14 protein-coding genes are annotated in these 16,165 nt (G+C 35.8%); 12 read left to right on the plus strand and 2 right to left on the minus strand.

The annotated features are described in order from the left end of the window. Positions 1–89 precede the first annotated feature (89 nt). Positions 90–1,982 carry a molecular chaperone HtpG gene (htpG, locus tag AEQU1_RS11890; protein ID WP_111881438.1) on the minus strand — a complete coding sequence of 631 codons (1,893 nt, stop codon included), beginning with the start codon at positions 1,980–1,982 and terminating at the stop codon, positions 90–92. Between the two features lie 253 nt (positions 1,983–2,235). Between htpG and AEQU1_RS11895 the strand changes: the two genes are divergently transcribed. The 5 genes from AEQU1_RS11895 to AEQU1_RS11915 all read left to right on the plus strand — a co-directional run bounded on the left by AEQU1_RS11895 (position 2,236) and on the right by AEQU1_RS11915 (position 6,941). Beyond that, positions 2,236–2,925, plus strand: a complete 690-nt coding sequence (locus tag AEQU1_RS11895) for a TetR family transcriptional regulator C-terminal domain-containing protein (RefSeq protein WP_111881440.1) — start codon at positions 2,236–2,238, stop codon at positions 2,923–2,925. Next, on the plus strand, positions 2,925–4,232 hold the full coding sequence (locus tag AEQU1_RS11900; protein WP_111881442.1) for an AarF/ABC1/UbiB kinase family protein: 1,308 nt from the start codon (positions 2,925–2,927) through the stop codon (positions 4,230–4,232). The genes AEQU1_RS11895 and AEQU1_RS11900 overlap by 1 nt, the downstream gene beginning before the upstream one ends. Positions 4,233–4,511: 279 nt before the next feature. Beyond that, entirely contained in the window at positions 4,512–5,519 is a 1,008-nt protein-coding gene (locus AEQU1_RS11905) for a 3-oxoacyl-ACP synthase III family protein (RefSeq protein ID WP_111881444.1), read from the plus strand. Positions 5,520–5,540: 21 nt separating this feature from the next. Further along, positions 5,541–6,161 (plus strand): TMEM175 family protein, encoded by a 621-nt coding sequence (locus tag AEQU1_RS11910; protein ID WP_111881445.1) that lies wholly within the window; start codon positions 5,541–5,543, stop codon positions 6,159–6,161. A 420-nt stretch (positions 6,162–6,581) separates the two neighbouring features. Continuing rightward, entirely contained in the window at positions 6,582–6,941 is a 360-nt protein-coding gene (locus AEQU1_RS11915) for a CoA-binding protein (RefSeq protein WP_111881447.1), read from the plus strand. Here AEQU1_RS11915 and AEQU1_RS11920 read toward each other — a convergent pair. Further along, a complete protein-coding gene (locus tag AEQU1_RS11920) occupies positions 6,912–8,357 on the minus strand; it encodes a sodium:solute symporter (protein ID WP_111881735.1) in 1,446 nt (481 codons plus the stop codon). The two genes, AEQU1_RS11915 and AEQU1_RS11920, sit on opposite strands and share 30 nt — an antisense overlap. A 132-nt stretch (positions 8,358–8,489) precedes the next feature. On the opposite strand from AEQU1_RS11920, the gene AEQU1_RS11925 reads away from it, so the two are divergent. From AEQU1_RS11925 to AEQU1_RS11955, 7 genes are all read left to right on the plus strand, one after another. Next, entirely contained in the window at positions 8,490–10,982 is a 2,493-nt protein-coding gene (locus AEQU1_RS11925; protein WP_111881449.1) for a T9SS type A sorting domain-containing protein, read from the plus strand. An 81-nt stretch (positions 10,983–11,063) separates the two neighbouring features. Beyond that, positions 11,064–11,684 carry a recombination mediator RecR gene (gene recR, locus AEQU1_RS11930; protein WP_111881450.1) on the plus strand — a complete coding sequence of 207 codons (621 nt, stop codon included), beginning with the start codon at positions 11,064–11,066 and terminating at the stop codon, positions 11,682–11,684. Positions 11,685–11,771: 87 nt separating this feature from the next. Then, positions 11,772–12,893 (plus strand): glycosyltransferase family 2 protein, encoded by a 1,122-nt coding sequence (locus AEQU1_RS11935; RefSeq protein WP_111881452.1) that lies wholly within the window; start codon positions 11,772–11,774, stop codon positions 12,891–12,893. 99 nt (positions 12,894–12,992) lie between these two features. Continuing rightward, positions 12,993–14,315, plus strand: a complete 1,323-nt coding sequence (locus AEQU1_RS11940) for a dihydrolipoamide acetyltransferase family protein (RefSeq protein ID WP_111881453.1) — start codon at positions 12,993–12,995, stop codon at positions 14,313–14,315. A gap of 114 nt (positions 14,316–14,429) precedes the next feature. After that, a complete protein-coding gene (locus AEQU1_RS11945) occupies positions 14,430–15,203 on the plus strand; it encodes a 3'-5' exonuclease (RefSeq protein WP_111881455.1) in 774 nt (257 codons plus the stop codon). A 7-nt stretch (positions 15,204–15,210) separates the two neighbouring features. Next, positions 15,211–15,822, plus strand: a complete 612-nt coding sequence (locus AEQU1_RS11950) for a fumarylacetoacetate hydrolase family protein (RefSeq protein ID WP_111881456.1) — start codon at positions 15,211–15,213, stop codon at positions 15,820–15,822. A 1-nt stretch (position 15,823) separates the two neighbouring features. Beyond that, positions 15,824–16,165, plus strand: coding sequence for an Hpt domain-containing protein (locus AEQU1_RS11955; RefSeq protein ID WP_111881458.1), 342 nt, complete (start codon positions 15,824–15,826; stop codon positions 16,163–16,165).

The raw sequence follows: 16,165 nt of genomic DNA on the forward strand, positions 1-16,165 counted from the left end.
AATCTAAATATCATAACCTTAAATAATAAAAAAAACCCGCTGCTGAATTTTCAGCAACGGGTTTTACTAAATAGTATTTTTAATTTTTTCTACTTAATCATCTCATAACTACGCTTTATAAAAGCAGTTAGTTCTTCACCTTTCAATAAATTTTTACTCAACCTTGCCAAATCGAGTGCCTGATTTACCAAACGTTCTTTTTTCTTTTCTGTTTTAGTATTTAAGATTTCAATTACCAATTCATTATTAGTATTTACAATCAAATTATACATATCGGGAAAACCTCCCATTCCGAACATTCCACCCCCTCCAGTTTTCTGCATATCTTTCATTCTACGCATAAATTCTGGTTCGGTTATAATGAATGGATTGGCATTGCTATCTAAAGCCTCCAATTGAACACTGAACTTTTCTTTCGGAATCACACTGTCCAAAAATGTTTTTAAGCTTTCCTTTTCTTCATCGGAAAGTTTTGAAATTTGTTCCTCATCTTTTTTAATAAGATTTTCTACGTGGTCACTATCAACGCGTATAAAGGAAACTTTTTCTTCGCTACCTTCAACTTTCTGAAGCAAATGGGTTATGATTGGCGAATCTAAAAGCAATACTTCATAACCTTTTTCTTTGGTTGCTTCAATGTAACTATGTTGCTCTTCTTTATTTGAAGCATAAAGAATTACAAGGTTTCCGTCTTTATCTGTTTGGGAATCTTTTATCTTTTCTTTCAATTCTGAAAGGGTGTAATAATTATTGTCCACAGTTGGGTAAAGCGCGAAATCTTGAGCCTTTTCAAAGAATTTATCTTCGGTAAGCATTCCGTATTCAATCACAATTTTAATGTCATTCCATTTCTTTTCAAAACCTTCGCGGTCACTGTTGAAAAGACTTTTCAGCTTATCAGCAACTTTTCGTGTAATATAACTCGAGATCTTTTTTACGGCACCATCTGCTTGCAAATAGCTTCGCGAAACATTAAGCGGAATATCTGGACTGTCAATAACACCGCGGAGCATCGTTAAAAATTCCGGGACAATTCCCTCAACATTATCTGTAACAAATACTTGGTTTTGATAAAGCTGAATTTTGTCCTTTTGAATGCTCATATCGTTCGTCATCTTTGGGAAATAAAGAATTCCCGTTAGATTGAACGGATAGTCAACGTTTAGGTGAATGTGAAAAAGGGGCTCTTCAAACTGCATAGGGTACAATTCTCTGTAAAAAGAATTGTAATCTTTATCTTCCAGTTCAGTTGGTAGTTTAGTCCAAGCAGGATTGGGATTATTTATTACGTTGTCAACTTTCTTTGTTGGCGCTTTGTCTTCCTCTTTTGCATCTTCAGGCTTCGGAAGGGTTTCAGTTCGAGTTCCGAATTTTATTGGAATTGGCATAAACTTGTTGTACTTCACCAACAATTCGTCAATGCGATTTTTTTCCAAAAACTCTGTAGAGTCTTCAGCTATATGAAGTATAATTTCTGTTCCTCGCTCTTTTTTATCAGCTTCTTCAAGTGTAAATTCTGGCGAACCATCGCATGACCAATGCACTGCGGGCTCGTCTTTATAGCTTTTGGTAATGATTTCAACTTTTTCTGCAACCATAAAAGCTGAATAGAAACCAAGGCCGAAATGCCCAATGATTCCAGCATCTTTTCCGTTTTTATCTTTGTATTTTTCTATAAATTCCTCGGCACCGGAAAAGGCTATTTCGTTAATATATTTTTCAACCTCGTCTTTTGTCATCCCAATTCCTTGGTCTGTAATGCGAAGTTCTTTTTTCTTTTTGTCCAACTTCACTTCAATCATTGGTTCGCCATATTCTACACCATCAGCTTCGCCAATATTTGCCAAATGCTTCATTTTTAGAGTAGCATCCGTAGCGTTCGAAATCAATTCACGAAGAAAAATCTCGTGATCGCTGTATAAAAACTTTTTAATCAGCGGAAAAATGTTGTCCACTGATACATTGATAGTTCCTTTGCTCATTTTATTATTGTTTATTGTTATTTTTTTAAATTCTATTTAAACAATTTATAATAGTCAAATAAAGTACCAAGCACTAATATGCTGACACGATGTCACGAAGCAATTTATAGAAAACCAATAGAAACTTTAACAGAACATTTTGTTTAAGAAATGTTTAAAAACATTGAACAGTCATTATCTTTGTGTATTGATAATAAGATTGATAAATTGATAATAAGTCAATTTCAATTCATTTTTAAATACTTAATATAAAATGGCAACTGTAGATAAAGATCACCCGACATCCAAAAAATCTGTTCCAAAGAGTAAGGTAACTAAGGATAAAATAATAACCGCATATATGGAGTGGGTTCTTTTAAAAGAAAAAGCACCTATCAGCGTATTTAAATTCTGTAAAGAAAATAATTATACGGAGGCTGAGTTTTACTCTTACTTTGGCTCTTTTGAAGGCCTTCAGATAGATATTTGGAATTCGTTTTATGAGAAAACAATTATTTTGGCTAATAAGGATGAATCGTATTGCAACTATTCCAATCAAGAGAAGATGCTCACATTCTTCTATACCTTTTTTGAGTTGCTTACATTAAACCGTAGTTATGTTCTTTTTGCTTTAAGAGAGCATAAAAATATGATGAAAAATTTAAGTCAGTTGAAAGGGCTTCGCAGAAACATCAAACATTTTGCTACTGAATTGATTCAAGAAAATAATGAAGATAAAAAGCTTAAAATCTTGAAACAATCGGTCACTATTTTTTCTGAAGGAGCTTGGATCCAAACTCTCTTCCTTTTAAAATATTGGATGGATGATAATTCTGCAGGTTTTGAAAATACAGATATCGTTATTGAAAAATCAGTTCGCGCCATCTTTGATGTTTTTGATACCCAACCTTTGGAAAGCGTGCTGGATTTTGGAAAATTTTTGTGGAAAGAAAAAATGGTATAATGAAGACAATAGACAAAATTCCCACAAATAAAATTCAAAGAGCTTCAAAATTAATGTCTACTGGCGTAAAGGTTGGCGGAAATTATTTAAAATATTACGGAAAAAAGCTAGTCAATTCTGAAACTACACGAGACGAATTAAACGAAAGCAACGCCGAAGACATTTATGATGGTTTAAAAAATCTAAAAGGCAGCGCCTTGAAAGTTGCCCAGATGTTGAGTATGGAAAAAAACATAATGCCCAAGGCATATGTTGAAAAATTTTCATTGGCGCAGTTTCAAGTTCCGCCACTTTCTGCGCCATTAGTTCGAAAAACTTTTAAAAAATATTTTGGCGACACGCCAGAAAGTCTTTTTGATACTTTCGATGCAGAATCTGTTGCAGCAGCAAGTATTGGGCAGGTTCACAAAGCAACCAAAGACGGTAAAAACCTCGCAGTAAAAATACAGTATCCGGGTGTTGCCGAAAGCATTAGTAGCGATTTGGCGATGGTGAAACCAGTGGCAATGAAAATGTTTAATATTAAAGGAAAAGATAGCGATAAATATTTCAGGGAAGTAGAAGATAAATTGCTTGAAGAAACTGATTATATGTTGGAAGTTGAACAGAGTAAGGAAATTACCGAAGCATGCAAAAGCATTCCAAATTTAAAATTTCCAAAATATTACGAAGAACTATCGGGAGAACGAATTATTACGATGGATTGGATGACGGGGAAGCACCTATCTGAGTTCACCAAAATAAATACAGATAAAGCAAAGGCAGATAAAGTAGGGCAGACGCTCTGGGATTTTTATATGTTCCAAATGCACGAGTTGAAGCGGGTTCATGCAGATCCGCATCCTGGAAACTTTTTGGTAGATGAAGATGCTAATCTTATAGCCATAGATTTTGGTTGTGTAAAAACTGTTCCTGAGGAATTTTATGTGCCTTATTTCGAGTTGGCAAAACCTGAAAACATAAACGATCCGGTTGTTTTCTTAGAAAAAATGTACGCTTTGGAAATTTTAAAGAAGGAAGATTCGCCAGAAGAAACCAAGTTCTTTTCTGAATTGTTTTTTGAAATGCTGAGCCTTTTTACAAAACCATTTCACAGTGAAACCTTTGATTTTTCCGACACAGAGTTCTTCGGAAAAATTGCGGAGCTCAGTAACAAATATTCCAAAGACACCGAAATTAGAAAGATGAACGGTAATCGCGGATCTAAACATTTTCTTTATATAAATAGAACATTTTTCGGTCTTTATAATTTGATGAATGATTTAGGCGCTAAGGTTTCTATCAATAATTATAAAAATTACAGTTAAACTTTAACAAAACTTTGTTTAATGCTTTAACAACTTCAATAAACAATGTGTGTTATCTTTACGGTAAGTAATCGAATATTAAATTGCTATGAAAAAGTAAAAATATTCTATTATTTAATTGGTTAGGTTGTTTAAGAAGGGCGCAATTTTTGCGCCCTTTTTTAGTTTTATACATTAGCTATATGCTTTTTTGCTATGCGTGCATACTATATAAATTGCAATTTGTTTCTCTGAATTACAACAGATACTTATCTTTCCACTTGATTTAAAAAACATATAATGTATACCTCAAAAATTACCGGTTTAGGTTATTATGTGCCCGAAAATGTGGTCACTAATGATGATCTTTCAAAATTAATGGATACCAACGATGCTTGGATTCAGGAACGGACGGGCATTAAAGAACGAAGACACATTAAAAAAGGCGACGGAAACTCAACCTCAGTTATGGCTGTAAAAGCTTCCACGATTGCTTTGGAGCGCGCCAAACTTGCGCCGAATGATATTGATATGATTGTCTTTGCTACACTAAGTCCTGATATGTATTTTCCAGGCGGCGGAGTAGAGGTGCAAGAAATGATGAATATGCGAACTGTTCCTGCACTAGATGTTCGTAATCAATGTAGCGGCTTTATTTATGCAATTTCAGTAGCAGACCAATTTATAAAAACAGGAATGTATAAAAACATCCTCGTTATTGGAAGTGAAAACCATAGTGGTGGTCTTGATTTTACCACCCGGGGTAGAAATGTATCTGTGATTTTTGGAGATGGCAGTGGCGCTGCGGTAGTATCCAGAAATGAAAGTGGAAAAGGCGGAATTCTTTCAACACATCTGCACAGCGAGGGGCAACACAAAAATGAACTTTCGTTAAAAGGACCAAGCACAGAACATTGGGTGCCACAAATTATTGCTGAAAATCCTACAGAAGACATTCCGTATTATCCGGTTATGAATGGGCAGTTTGTTTTTAAACACGCTATAGTCCGTTTTGCTGAGGTAATTAAAGAAGGTTTGGATGCAAATAATTTAAAAGTAGAAGATATTGATATATTGATTCCACATCAAGCGAACCTTCGCATTTCGCAATTTATTCAGCATAAATTAAAATTGAGGGATGACCAAGTTTTCAATAATATTCAAAAATATGGAAATACCACCGCCGCCTCTATTCCTATTGCGCTAACAGAAGCATGGGAAGAAGGAAGGATTAAAGAAGGTGATTTGGTTGTTTTGGCTGCTTTCGGAAGCGGTTTTACTTGGGGAAGCGTGATTATTAGATGGTAAGTAATTGCACAGAGATAACTTATGGATGATATTGCTTTTGATAAAAGTAGAATAATCGGTTTTAGCGATGCTATTTTTTCAATAGCAATGACGCTGCTCATTTTAGAAATAGCCGTACCAAATGGCGAATCTGTAAATGAATACGGAACTTGGAAAATACTTGAAGCCAGAATTCCAAGTTTTATTGGTCTTGTTGTAAGTTTTCTTGTTACCGCAATTTATTGGGTGGCACACTTACGCTTGATGAAATACGTTACTGACGTTGACAGCAAACTTTTGTGGTTAAATATATTTTTATTGCTTTTTGTAGTATTACTCCCTTTTTCCACGGCTTTTTATGTAGGAAGTTTCTTTTTAACTGGACCGTATGTTTTTTACTGTTTTAATTTGGCGGTCATTGGATTATTCAATTATTTGATGATTCGATATGTAGTAAAAAAAGAAAAAGGTAAAACAGGTCTTACTGGAATTTTGGCAAAATGGCATAAAGCACGAGCAATAAACGGAATATTTATCTGGGTGATTTCCGGAATACTGGCTCTTGTATTCCCTATATTTTCTCGGTTTGTTTTTGTTTTTCTGTTCTTGATTATTTTATTCATTAATAGATTTTATAAAAAGAGGATGGATCGCGATATCTAGTTCATTAAAATATATATAGAAGTAAGAAAGCCTTTCAACAAAGTTGAAAGGCTTTTCTTTTACCTAAAAAAGGTATAATTCGTTAAAGGCTAATTCAAATAAATTATAAAATGAAGTTTTAGGTACTTTCTATATAGACGAGGGGAAAGGCTAAATAGTTTCACTACAACCCATTATTTAACAGAACAATAACATGGAGTCCATAAAAAAATAAACCCGAAGCAAGTGCTTCGGGTTTGAATCTTTACTGCAATTATTAACACTAACCATCAACGTAAAAATTGTCGCAGTAAAGAATAAATTCTAACTACTATATAGACGTTCAAAATTTAATAATGTTTCATTGCTCTTTTCTTTTTAACGAACATTTATGAAATCTTGAAAATGAGAATTGTATTTTCATAAAAAAAACGATTAGAAATGAAGAAGACATTAGTACTTGGCGCCAGCCTAAATCCAAGCCGTTATTCAAACCTTGCAATCAATCGATTGGTAAATCACGGACATATTGTTGAAGCTGTTGGTTTGAAAAAAGGAGTGGTTGCGGGCGTTGATATTTCAACGGAAAAGGAAGATTTTGAAAATATAGATACTGTAACCCTATATTTAAATCCGAAAAGACAATTGGAATATTATGAATATATAATTTCCTTGAAGCCCAAACGCGTCATTTTCAATCCAGGAACTGAAAACCCCGAGTTTTATAAAATGCTTCGAGAAAACAATATTGAAACTGAAGTTGCTTGTACTTTAGTTCTTTTGGGTACGAATCAATATTAAACCCAAAAAAGTCAGCGCTCCATTCAGTATTAATATAAAAAACCCGAATTCAAAGTTGAGATATTCCAAAGAAAGATAGCTTATGGCATATCCCAAAAATGGAGTTAATATCGCAACTATTGGAACGAGCTTGTCCTTTACCTTCCATTTTGTAAAAAGACCGTAAGCATACAATCCCAAAAGTGGACCATACGTATAGCCAGCGAATACAAAGAGTTTTGAAATCACCGAATCATCAGCAATTGCATATTTAAAAATTATGATAACTGCTATCAATACAACAGAGACCAGAATGTGAATTAGCTTGCGGACGCGGACTTGTTTTTTTTCATCATATCTTTTTTCGATATCAAGAATGTCAATACTAAAAGATGTGGTTAATGACGTTAATGCACTATCCGCACTGCTATATGCTGCTGCAATTAATCCTAAAATGAAAAGTATGGCTACGCCAATTCCAAACTCATTCTGCATTGCTAGCATAGGGTACAATTGGTCTTTATGTGAATCTATTCCATTTTGTTGTGCATAAACAGTGAGTAAAAGCCCTAAAACTAAAAAGACGAAATTTACAATTGTCAAAACGATGGTAAACCAAAACATGTTTTTCTGGGCATCTTTTAGATTGCGGCACGTTAGGTTTTTCTGCATCATATCTTGATCAAGTCCTGTCATTACAATGGCTATAAAAGCTCCGCTTAAAAATTGTTTTACAAAAAAGTCGCTAGATTTCCAATCGTCAAAAAAGAAAATTTGACTCATATCGCTATCTGCAATAAATGTAAAAAGTTTACTTCCCGAAAGCCCTAAATCTGTAGAAACATAATAAACCGATACACCAACGGCTACAAGCATAAAGAACGTTTGCAGCGTGTCAGTCCAAACAATTGTTTTTATTCCACTCTTGAAGGTATAGAGCCAGATCAACAAAATAGTGATGGTAACGGTTACCCAAAAAGGTATGTTCATATCATCAAAAATCAAACTTTGCAATACAACTGCTACTAAGTATAGTCGAAAACTTGCGCCCACTACTCTTGAGAGAAGAAAGAAAGAAGCGCCAGTTTTATAGGAAGCCTTACCAAACCTACCTTCCAAATAAGTGTAAATGGAGGTTAAATTTAAACGGTAATATAGCGGAAGCAAGACAGTGCCAATAACTGCATATCCTACAATATAACCAAGCACGACTTGAAAATAACTAAACTTTGAAGCTTCCACCCAGCCGGGTACTGAAATAAAAGTTACCCCGCTCAAAGAAGCGCCAATCATTCCAAAAGCAACCAAATACCAAGGAGACTGTTTTCCTGCCTTAAAGAAATCTGCATTACTTCCGCCTCTATTGGTTAAAAAGGAAACTAAAATTAAAACCAAAAAATAACCTACGATTAATAACAGAATATGTAAGGGTTGCATAAGATTTAAGACTAATGTTTTAGGAATATTTTTTTGGTAAAAATACAAAGTTTGCATACCACAACATTTTTATTTTTAATACTTTTGAAATTCTTGAATTAATAATTATATAACTCCCTAAAAATTAAAAAGATGCGTTTAAAATTACTACTCCTTTTTGCATTGCTTTTTGGTTCCTTTGCTAGTCAAGCTCAGGAATATCTTCAAATGATTGATGACGGCACCTATAAAGTGCAGGAAATTATTGACAGTGCCGAAACCTATTTTGCTAATAAAGACAAAGGTCGCGGAACTGGTTACAAACAATTTAAAAGATGGGAGTATAATGCCCTCCGTATGGTAAAAGAGAATGGCTATCTTCCAACTACCGAGGAGCGTTTAAATGAACTGCAACTTTGGAATTCATATTTAAACAATACCGCAGCAAACAGAGCGGTTCTAGCAGATAACTGGCAAGAACTTGGCCCTACGGCTTGGAGTGCCACTTCAGGATGGAATCCAGGTGTTGGCAGAATTACAGGTCTTGCTATTGATGAAGGAGATATTAATCATATGATTGTTGGGGCAAATACAGGAGGTGTTTGGAGAACTACCGATGGTGCCCAAACTTGGACTCCCTTGAGTGACTATTTTTCAAACCTATCAGTATATTCTGTAGCGATTGATCCATCAGATTCAGATACTTACTTTTTTGGTTCTACAAACGGTAAAATCTTTAAATCTACAGATGCTGGCGCAACTTGGAATCTACAAGGAAGCACAGCAAACAGTATTGTGAATAAAATTCTTATTAATCCATCAAATACGAACATTATGTTCGCAACTGCTGAAAACGTGGGAATTTATAGATCTATAGATGGCGGGGTTAATTGGGTGAAAGTTGTTACCGACGATGCAAGAGGATACGATGTGGAGTTTAAACCTGGGGATCTTTCTGTTGTTTATGCTTCGGGAACCGGATTTCACAAGTCAACAGATGGAGGTGCTACTTTTACAACGATAGGTGGTTTTTCAAACGGCCCAAAAATGATTGGAGTATCTGCAGATGATGCAAGTGTTGTTTATGTATTGGAAGCTTCTGGCAGTAGATTTGGAGCTTTTTATTCTTCTAATGATAGCGGAGACGCTTTTACAAAATTAAACCACGGCAGCCTTAACTTTTTTGGATACAGCATTACAGGTAATGATAACAGTGGCCAAGCTCCCCGCGATATGGGTATTGCTGTAAACCCAACAGATGTAAATGAAGTGCATATTGCAGGACTCCTTACTTGGAGATCTACAAATGGGGGTGTAAACTTTACTTGCACTTCAGATTGGCAGCCAGGTTTGGCCCAGTCTGAAAATATTGGCTATTGCCATTCCGATGTTGATGACCTTCAATTTTACGGAACCACTCTTTTCGCAATTACGGATGGTGGTATTTATAAAGCGGAGAATACAGCTGTTGTAAATGCTGATTATTTTGAAGACCTGACCAGTGGATTAGGAATTAGACAGTTTTATAAAATAGGTATTTCACAAACTGCAGATGTAATTGTTTCCGGAGGTGCCCAAGACAATGGAACATCTTTCTACAAAGCTGCAACCGGTTGGAAAGATTGGTTAGGAGCAGATGGTATGGAATCTTTTATAGATAAGGACAACAGCAATTTTTTTTACGGAACCAGTCAAAATGGTCAAATGTATAAAACGTTGAATGGTGGTAATTCATATACAGGTCTAAACGAACCAGGAAATGGTTCTGGAAACTGGGTAACACCCTTTGAGCAAGATCCAACCGATGCAAATACTATTTATGTTGGCTACAACCGAGTTTATAAATCAGTAAACTTTGGTGGAGCTTGGACAAGTATTTCACAAGATTTTGTAGGTAACGCAAATAATTTAAAAATTGCTTCTTCAAACAATCAAGTTATGTATGTTTCTAGAGGCCCATTTCTATATAAAACAGAAGATGCTGGTGCAACAGATTGGATTCAAACAGCGATGCCGGGAGGTAGCGTGAATTCTATAGCTATTCACCCAACAAACCCAAATAAAATTGCCGTTGCAACTACAGGAAATAGCCAGGTACTTGTTTCTAACGATGGTGGTGATACTTGGATAGATTACAAAAAGAACCTTCCAAACTTCAGTGCTCTTGCGTTAGTTTGGGATAACAATGGTAAAGATGGGCTTTATTTAGGAATGGATTACGGAATTTATTATATCGATAACACTTTTACAGATTGGCAACCCTACAGTAATTTACTTCCAAATGTAATTATTAATGAATTGGAAATAAATGATGTAACCAACATGCTTTATGCTGGAACTTACGGAAGAGGCCTTTGGGTTTCACCTGTGGTAGAAGGTACTGCTGGTGTTGAAGATATAATCTCTGGAAATAGCGTTAGCATTTATCCAAACCCGGCAACTTCAGAATTTACAATTGCTTTGCCAAAAACGATGAAAGCAGAAGTTCGAGTTTTTGATATTACCGGAAAACTTCTCATCTATGAAGTTAATGCATTAATTTCAAACAAGCACACCGTAGATGTTTCATCACTTTCTTCGGGAACATATTTTGTTCGTCTTAATACAGAAGAAGGTACCGCAACAAAAAAACTTCTTATAAACTAAGAGTTATTTCTAATATAGGAATGCTTCAGGAAAACCTTTTTTCTGAAGCATTTTTTTTATCTTGCCGGCAGGAATTATGCTATGGAATTTTCTTCAAAACTTCTTGAAAGTGCAGTAAACGAAATGTCGCAACTCCCCGGAATTGGTAAGCGGACCGCCCTGCGTTTAGTGCTTCATTTATTGAAACAACCCAAAGAACAATCACGAAAATTAGCTTCCAGTTTGGTGAAAATGCGCGACGAAATAAATTTTTGCGCTAACTGCCACAACATAAGCGATACTAAACTTTGCGAAATATGTGCCAATCCGCGGCGTGATGAGCAACTGGTCTGCGTAGTTGAAGACATTCGGGATGTAATGGCTATTGAAAATACCAGCCAGTATCGCGGTCACTATCACGTTTTGGGTGGAAAAATTTCACCAATGGACGGTATTGGCCCGGGCGATTTGACCATTACTTCTTTAGTTGAAAAAATAAAAATTGGCAATGTCCGCGAAATTATTTTTGCACTAAGCTCCACCATGGAAGGCGACACCACAAATTTTTACATCTATAAACAAATTGAACCTTACAATATAACCACGACCACTATCGCTCGTGGAATTTCGGTAGGCGATGAGCTAGAATATGCAGATGAGGTTACCTTAGGTAGAAGTATTTTACACCGAATCCCGTTTGAATCTTCACTAAAAAACACATAGTTTGAAATGCCCATGTATAAGTAGTAACCCAATTAAATATGTTTATAATGGCATTCCATCTTCCTATATCTTAAATTTTTAAAGCCGATGAAGCTCTCCGTTATTATCCTTAATTATAATGTGCGCTATTTTTTGGAGCAGTGTATATGCTCTGTTCAAAAGGCACTTGAAAATTGGGAAGCTGAAATTATTGTGATAGACAACGACTCGAAAGACGATAGTTGCCAAATGGTAAAAACTCTTTTCCCAAATGTTATTTTAATTGAAAACAAAGAGAACGTAGGTTTTAGCAAAGCGAACAATCAAGCTGTAGCTGTTGCAAAAGGGGATTATGTATGTATTTTAAACCCAGACACCGCTGTTTCCGAAGATACTTTTAGGCAAGCTGTTGAATATTCACAAAGCATTAAAGATATTGGAGCATTGGGTGTTTATTTAATGGACGGAACTGGAAATTTTCTTCCAGAAAGTAAACGGAACCTCCCAACTCCAAAGGTTTCATTGATGAAGCTTACAGGTTTTGCGAAAAAATATTATTCAAACCATATTTCAGAAACTTCCTATGGTGAAGTAGAGGTATTGGTAGGTGCCTTTATGCTTTTGAAAAGAAGTATTTATAAAGAAGTTGGTGGTTTTGACGAAGATTATTTTATGTACGGTGAAGACATTGACCTCTCCTATAAAATAACTCAGGCAGGCTACAAAAACCATTATTTGGGAACTACTACTGTCCTGCATTATAAAGGCGAAAGCACCAAAAAGGACGATGCGTATTTTGAACGATTTTACGGCGCAATGCAGATTTTCTATCGAAAGCATTTCAATAAAAACTTTCTACTTGAAAGTTCCGTTTCGGCGGGAGTGGCTTTGGCAAAAAAAGCAAGGAGATTTTCTCCCAACAAAAAGATAAAACCAATACCAAAACTTGAAAGAAATTATTTTTTCACCGAAGATATCGTACTGCTCGAAACACTTTCCGCAACTACCGCTACAGTATTTCAAATGGTTTCTAAAAATATGCATTCATTAATTATACTAAAAAACAGTTTATTAGTTTTTGACGCTGAATATATTTCCTATAAAGAAATATTCACTTTAATGCAACAACTAAAAGGTAATGGCAATATTTTCCGCATACGCCCGCCTGGCTGTAATTTTATAATAGGAAGTGACCAAAGCGACGAAAAGGGTGGCGTGGTTGTTTTTTAAGAAAATTGAAACCCGAAACGAACAAATTTTAACTAATTTTGCAAAGTTTTAAAACAAGCACTTTTTGTGCTTACCAAAATTCGATATTGAAATTATATTATGGCAAAATTTGAATTGAAACTACCCAAAATGGGCGAAAGCGTTGCAGAGGCAACGCTAACTAACTGGCTAAAAGAAGTGGGTGATACCATTGAAGCCGATGAAGCGGTACTCGAAATAGCGACCGATAAGGTTGACAGCGAAGTGCCAAGTGAGGTAGATGGCGTTTTGATTGAAAAACTTTTTAATGTGGATGATGTGGTTCAAGTAGGCCAGACAATCGCAATAATTGAAACTGCTGGCGGTAGTAATGAAAGCGAAAAAGCTGTAACTGAAAGCGCTCCTTCACCAGAGGCTGTGAAGGAAGTTGAAAAACATGTTGATACTGCCAAACAGGCAACCCAAACACCAATTGAAAATACCGGTGATCGTTTTTATTCTCCTTTGGTAAAAAATATTGCTGCTGCAGAAAATATTTCTCAAACAGAACTTGATGGAATTTCTGGTACCGGAAAAGATGGTCGTGTAACCAAAAACGATATTTTGGATTATGTTGAAAATCGTTCTTCGGAAAAACCGCAGCCTCAAACTGTTGTAGAGGCTAAAAATCCCGAAACGGCAAAAGCACAATCCTCAGAGCCTGCAAAACCGAAAGCTGCAGTATCTGTAAGCGGGGAAGATGAAATTATAGAAATGACTAGAATGGGCAAACTGATTGCTCACCACATGGTTGAAAGCACACAAACTTCCGCACACGTTCAATCGTTTGTGGAATGTGATGTAACCAATGTTTGGAACTGGAGAAATAAAGTAAAAGGCTCATTCGCAAAACGCGAAGGTGAGAACTTAACTTTCACGCCCATATTTATGGAAGCTGTTGCAAAAGCGCTGAAAGACTTCCCATTGATGAATATTGCGGTTGATGGCAATAACATCATTAAGCGTAAAAATATAAACCTCGGAATGGCTGCATCTCTGCCTGACGGAAACTTGATAGTTCCGGTTATAAAGAATGCCGATCGTTTAAACCTCCTTGGAATGAGCAAGGCGGTGAACGATCTTGCCAACCGCGCAAGAGAAAACAAACTGAAGCCAGACGAAATACAAGGTGGAACGTATACCGTTACTAATGTTGGAACTTTTGGCAGCATTATGGGTACGCCTATAATCAACCAGCCACAAGTGGGTATTTTGGCCTTAGGCGCCATTAGGAAAGTGCCCGCAGTTATTGAAACCCCGGAAGGTGACTTTATTGGAATTCGTTTCAAAATGTTTCTTTCCCACAGTTATGACCATAGGGTTGTGAACGGTTCTTTGGGTGGGCAATTTGTAAAACGCGTTGCCGATTATTTGGAAGCGTGGGATGTTAATAGAGAAATATAATTTAGATATATTATAATTTAAAGAGGGGATTTTGATATCAAAATCCCCTTTTCTTTTTTATATCTTCTTTTAAAAACTTCAATAAAAAGTATCTTTGCACTACAAAATAAAACAATGGAGCTCAACTTAAAAAAACCAATCTGTTTCTTCGATCTTGAAACCACTGGAATTAACGTGTCGAAAGACAGAATCGTGGAAATAGCAATATTAAAAGTCTTTCCAAATGGAAATAAGGAGAGTCATACGTGGCGTGTAAATCCTGAAATGGCAATTCCAGCAGAGTCTTCAGCTATACATGGAATTACTGACGAGATGGTTGCAAATGAGCCCACTTTTAAAGAGTTGGCTGCAAAAGTTTACGCATTAATAAAGGATAGTGATCTTGGCGGTTTTAACTCCAATCGTTTTGATATCCCGCTGCTTGCGGAAGAACTGCTCCGTTCCGAAGTGGATTTTGATATGAAAAAAGCAATGTCTGTTGATGTGCAGACCATTTTTCATAAAATGGAAAAGCGCACTTTGGAAGCAGCCTATAAATTTTATTGCGATAAAGACTTAAAAGATGCGCACAGTGCTGCTGCAGATACAAACGCTACGTATGAGGTTTTAAAATCGCAGCTTGATAGATACGCCGATTTGGAAAACGATATAAGCTTTTTGGCAGATTTTAGTTCTCATCGCGACCATGCTGATTTTGCGGGCTTCATAAGTTATAATGAAGATGGTGTTGAGGTTTTTTCTTTTGGAAAATATAAAGGAAGCTTAGTTACCGAAATTATGGAGAAAGATTCAGGATATTTTGGGTGGTTGCTAAATGCAGATTTTCCGCTATATACCAAAAAAGTATTGACGCGAATCCGTCTTCAAAAGTTGAACACAAAACTTTAATAATACAATGAAAATAATTTGTATAGGTCGAAATTATGCCGATCATATTAGTGAGCTTAAAAGTGCTATACCTACGGAACCAGTTATCTTTTTAAAACCTGATACCGCAATCTTATTAAAGAAGCAGCCGTTTTTTATTCCAGAATTTTCAAATGACGTACATCACGAGGTGGAATTGTTGGTTCGCATCAATAAAATAGGAAAGCATATCGATAAAAAATTTGCTCATAAATATTATGATGAAATTGGTTTGGGAATCGACTTCACTGCCAGGGATTTACAAGCAGAATTGAAAGAAAAAGGGTTGCCTTGGGAAAAGGCAAAAGCATTTGACGGTGCTGCTGTTGTAGGAAATTTCATTAAAAAAGAAAATTTTAAAGATATAAATAATATAGAATTTAGCTTAAAAAGTAATGGAAAAACTGTTCAAAAGGGCAATTCTATGCTGATGATATGGAAAATTGATGCTTTAATCGAATATATTTCAAAATATTTTACACTGAAAATTGGGGATGTTATCTTTACCGGAACTCCCGCAGGGGTTGGCAGGGTTGAAGCCAATGATATATTGACGGGATTTATTGGTGAAACAGAAATGTTTTCCATAAAAGTTAAGTGAGATGACGAAATATTATGCAAAGGAAAATTTAAGTGAAATCGCTGATGGGGATCAAGATTTTTTAAAAATATTGGCACAGACATTTTTAGAAGAGATTCCACCAGATTTATATTCCATGAAAGAAGCTATTGAGAATGAAAATAGGGAATTGGCATATCAATTTGCACATAAAATGAAACCCAATATAGAGATGTTTGGCATAGACGCTCTAAAAGATATTACCAGCATAGAAGCCTGGTCAAAAACATCAAAAAATAAAGCTACGGTTCTTCCACATTTGGAAAACGCGCTTACTACCTTGAACCATGTGTTTGATGAACTGAGACAAGACTTCCAATTATAA

Source organism: Aequorivita sp. CIP111184 (assembly GCF_900489465.1).
Lineage (GTDB): Bacteria > Bacteroidota > Bacteroidia > Flavobacteriales > Flavobacteriaceae > Aequorivita.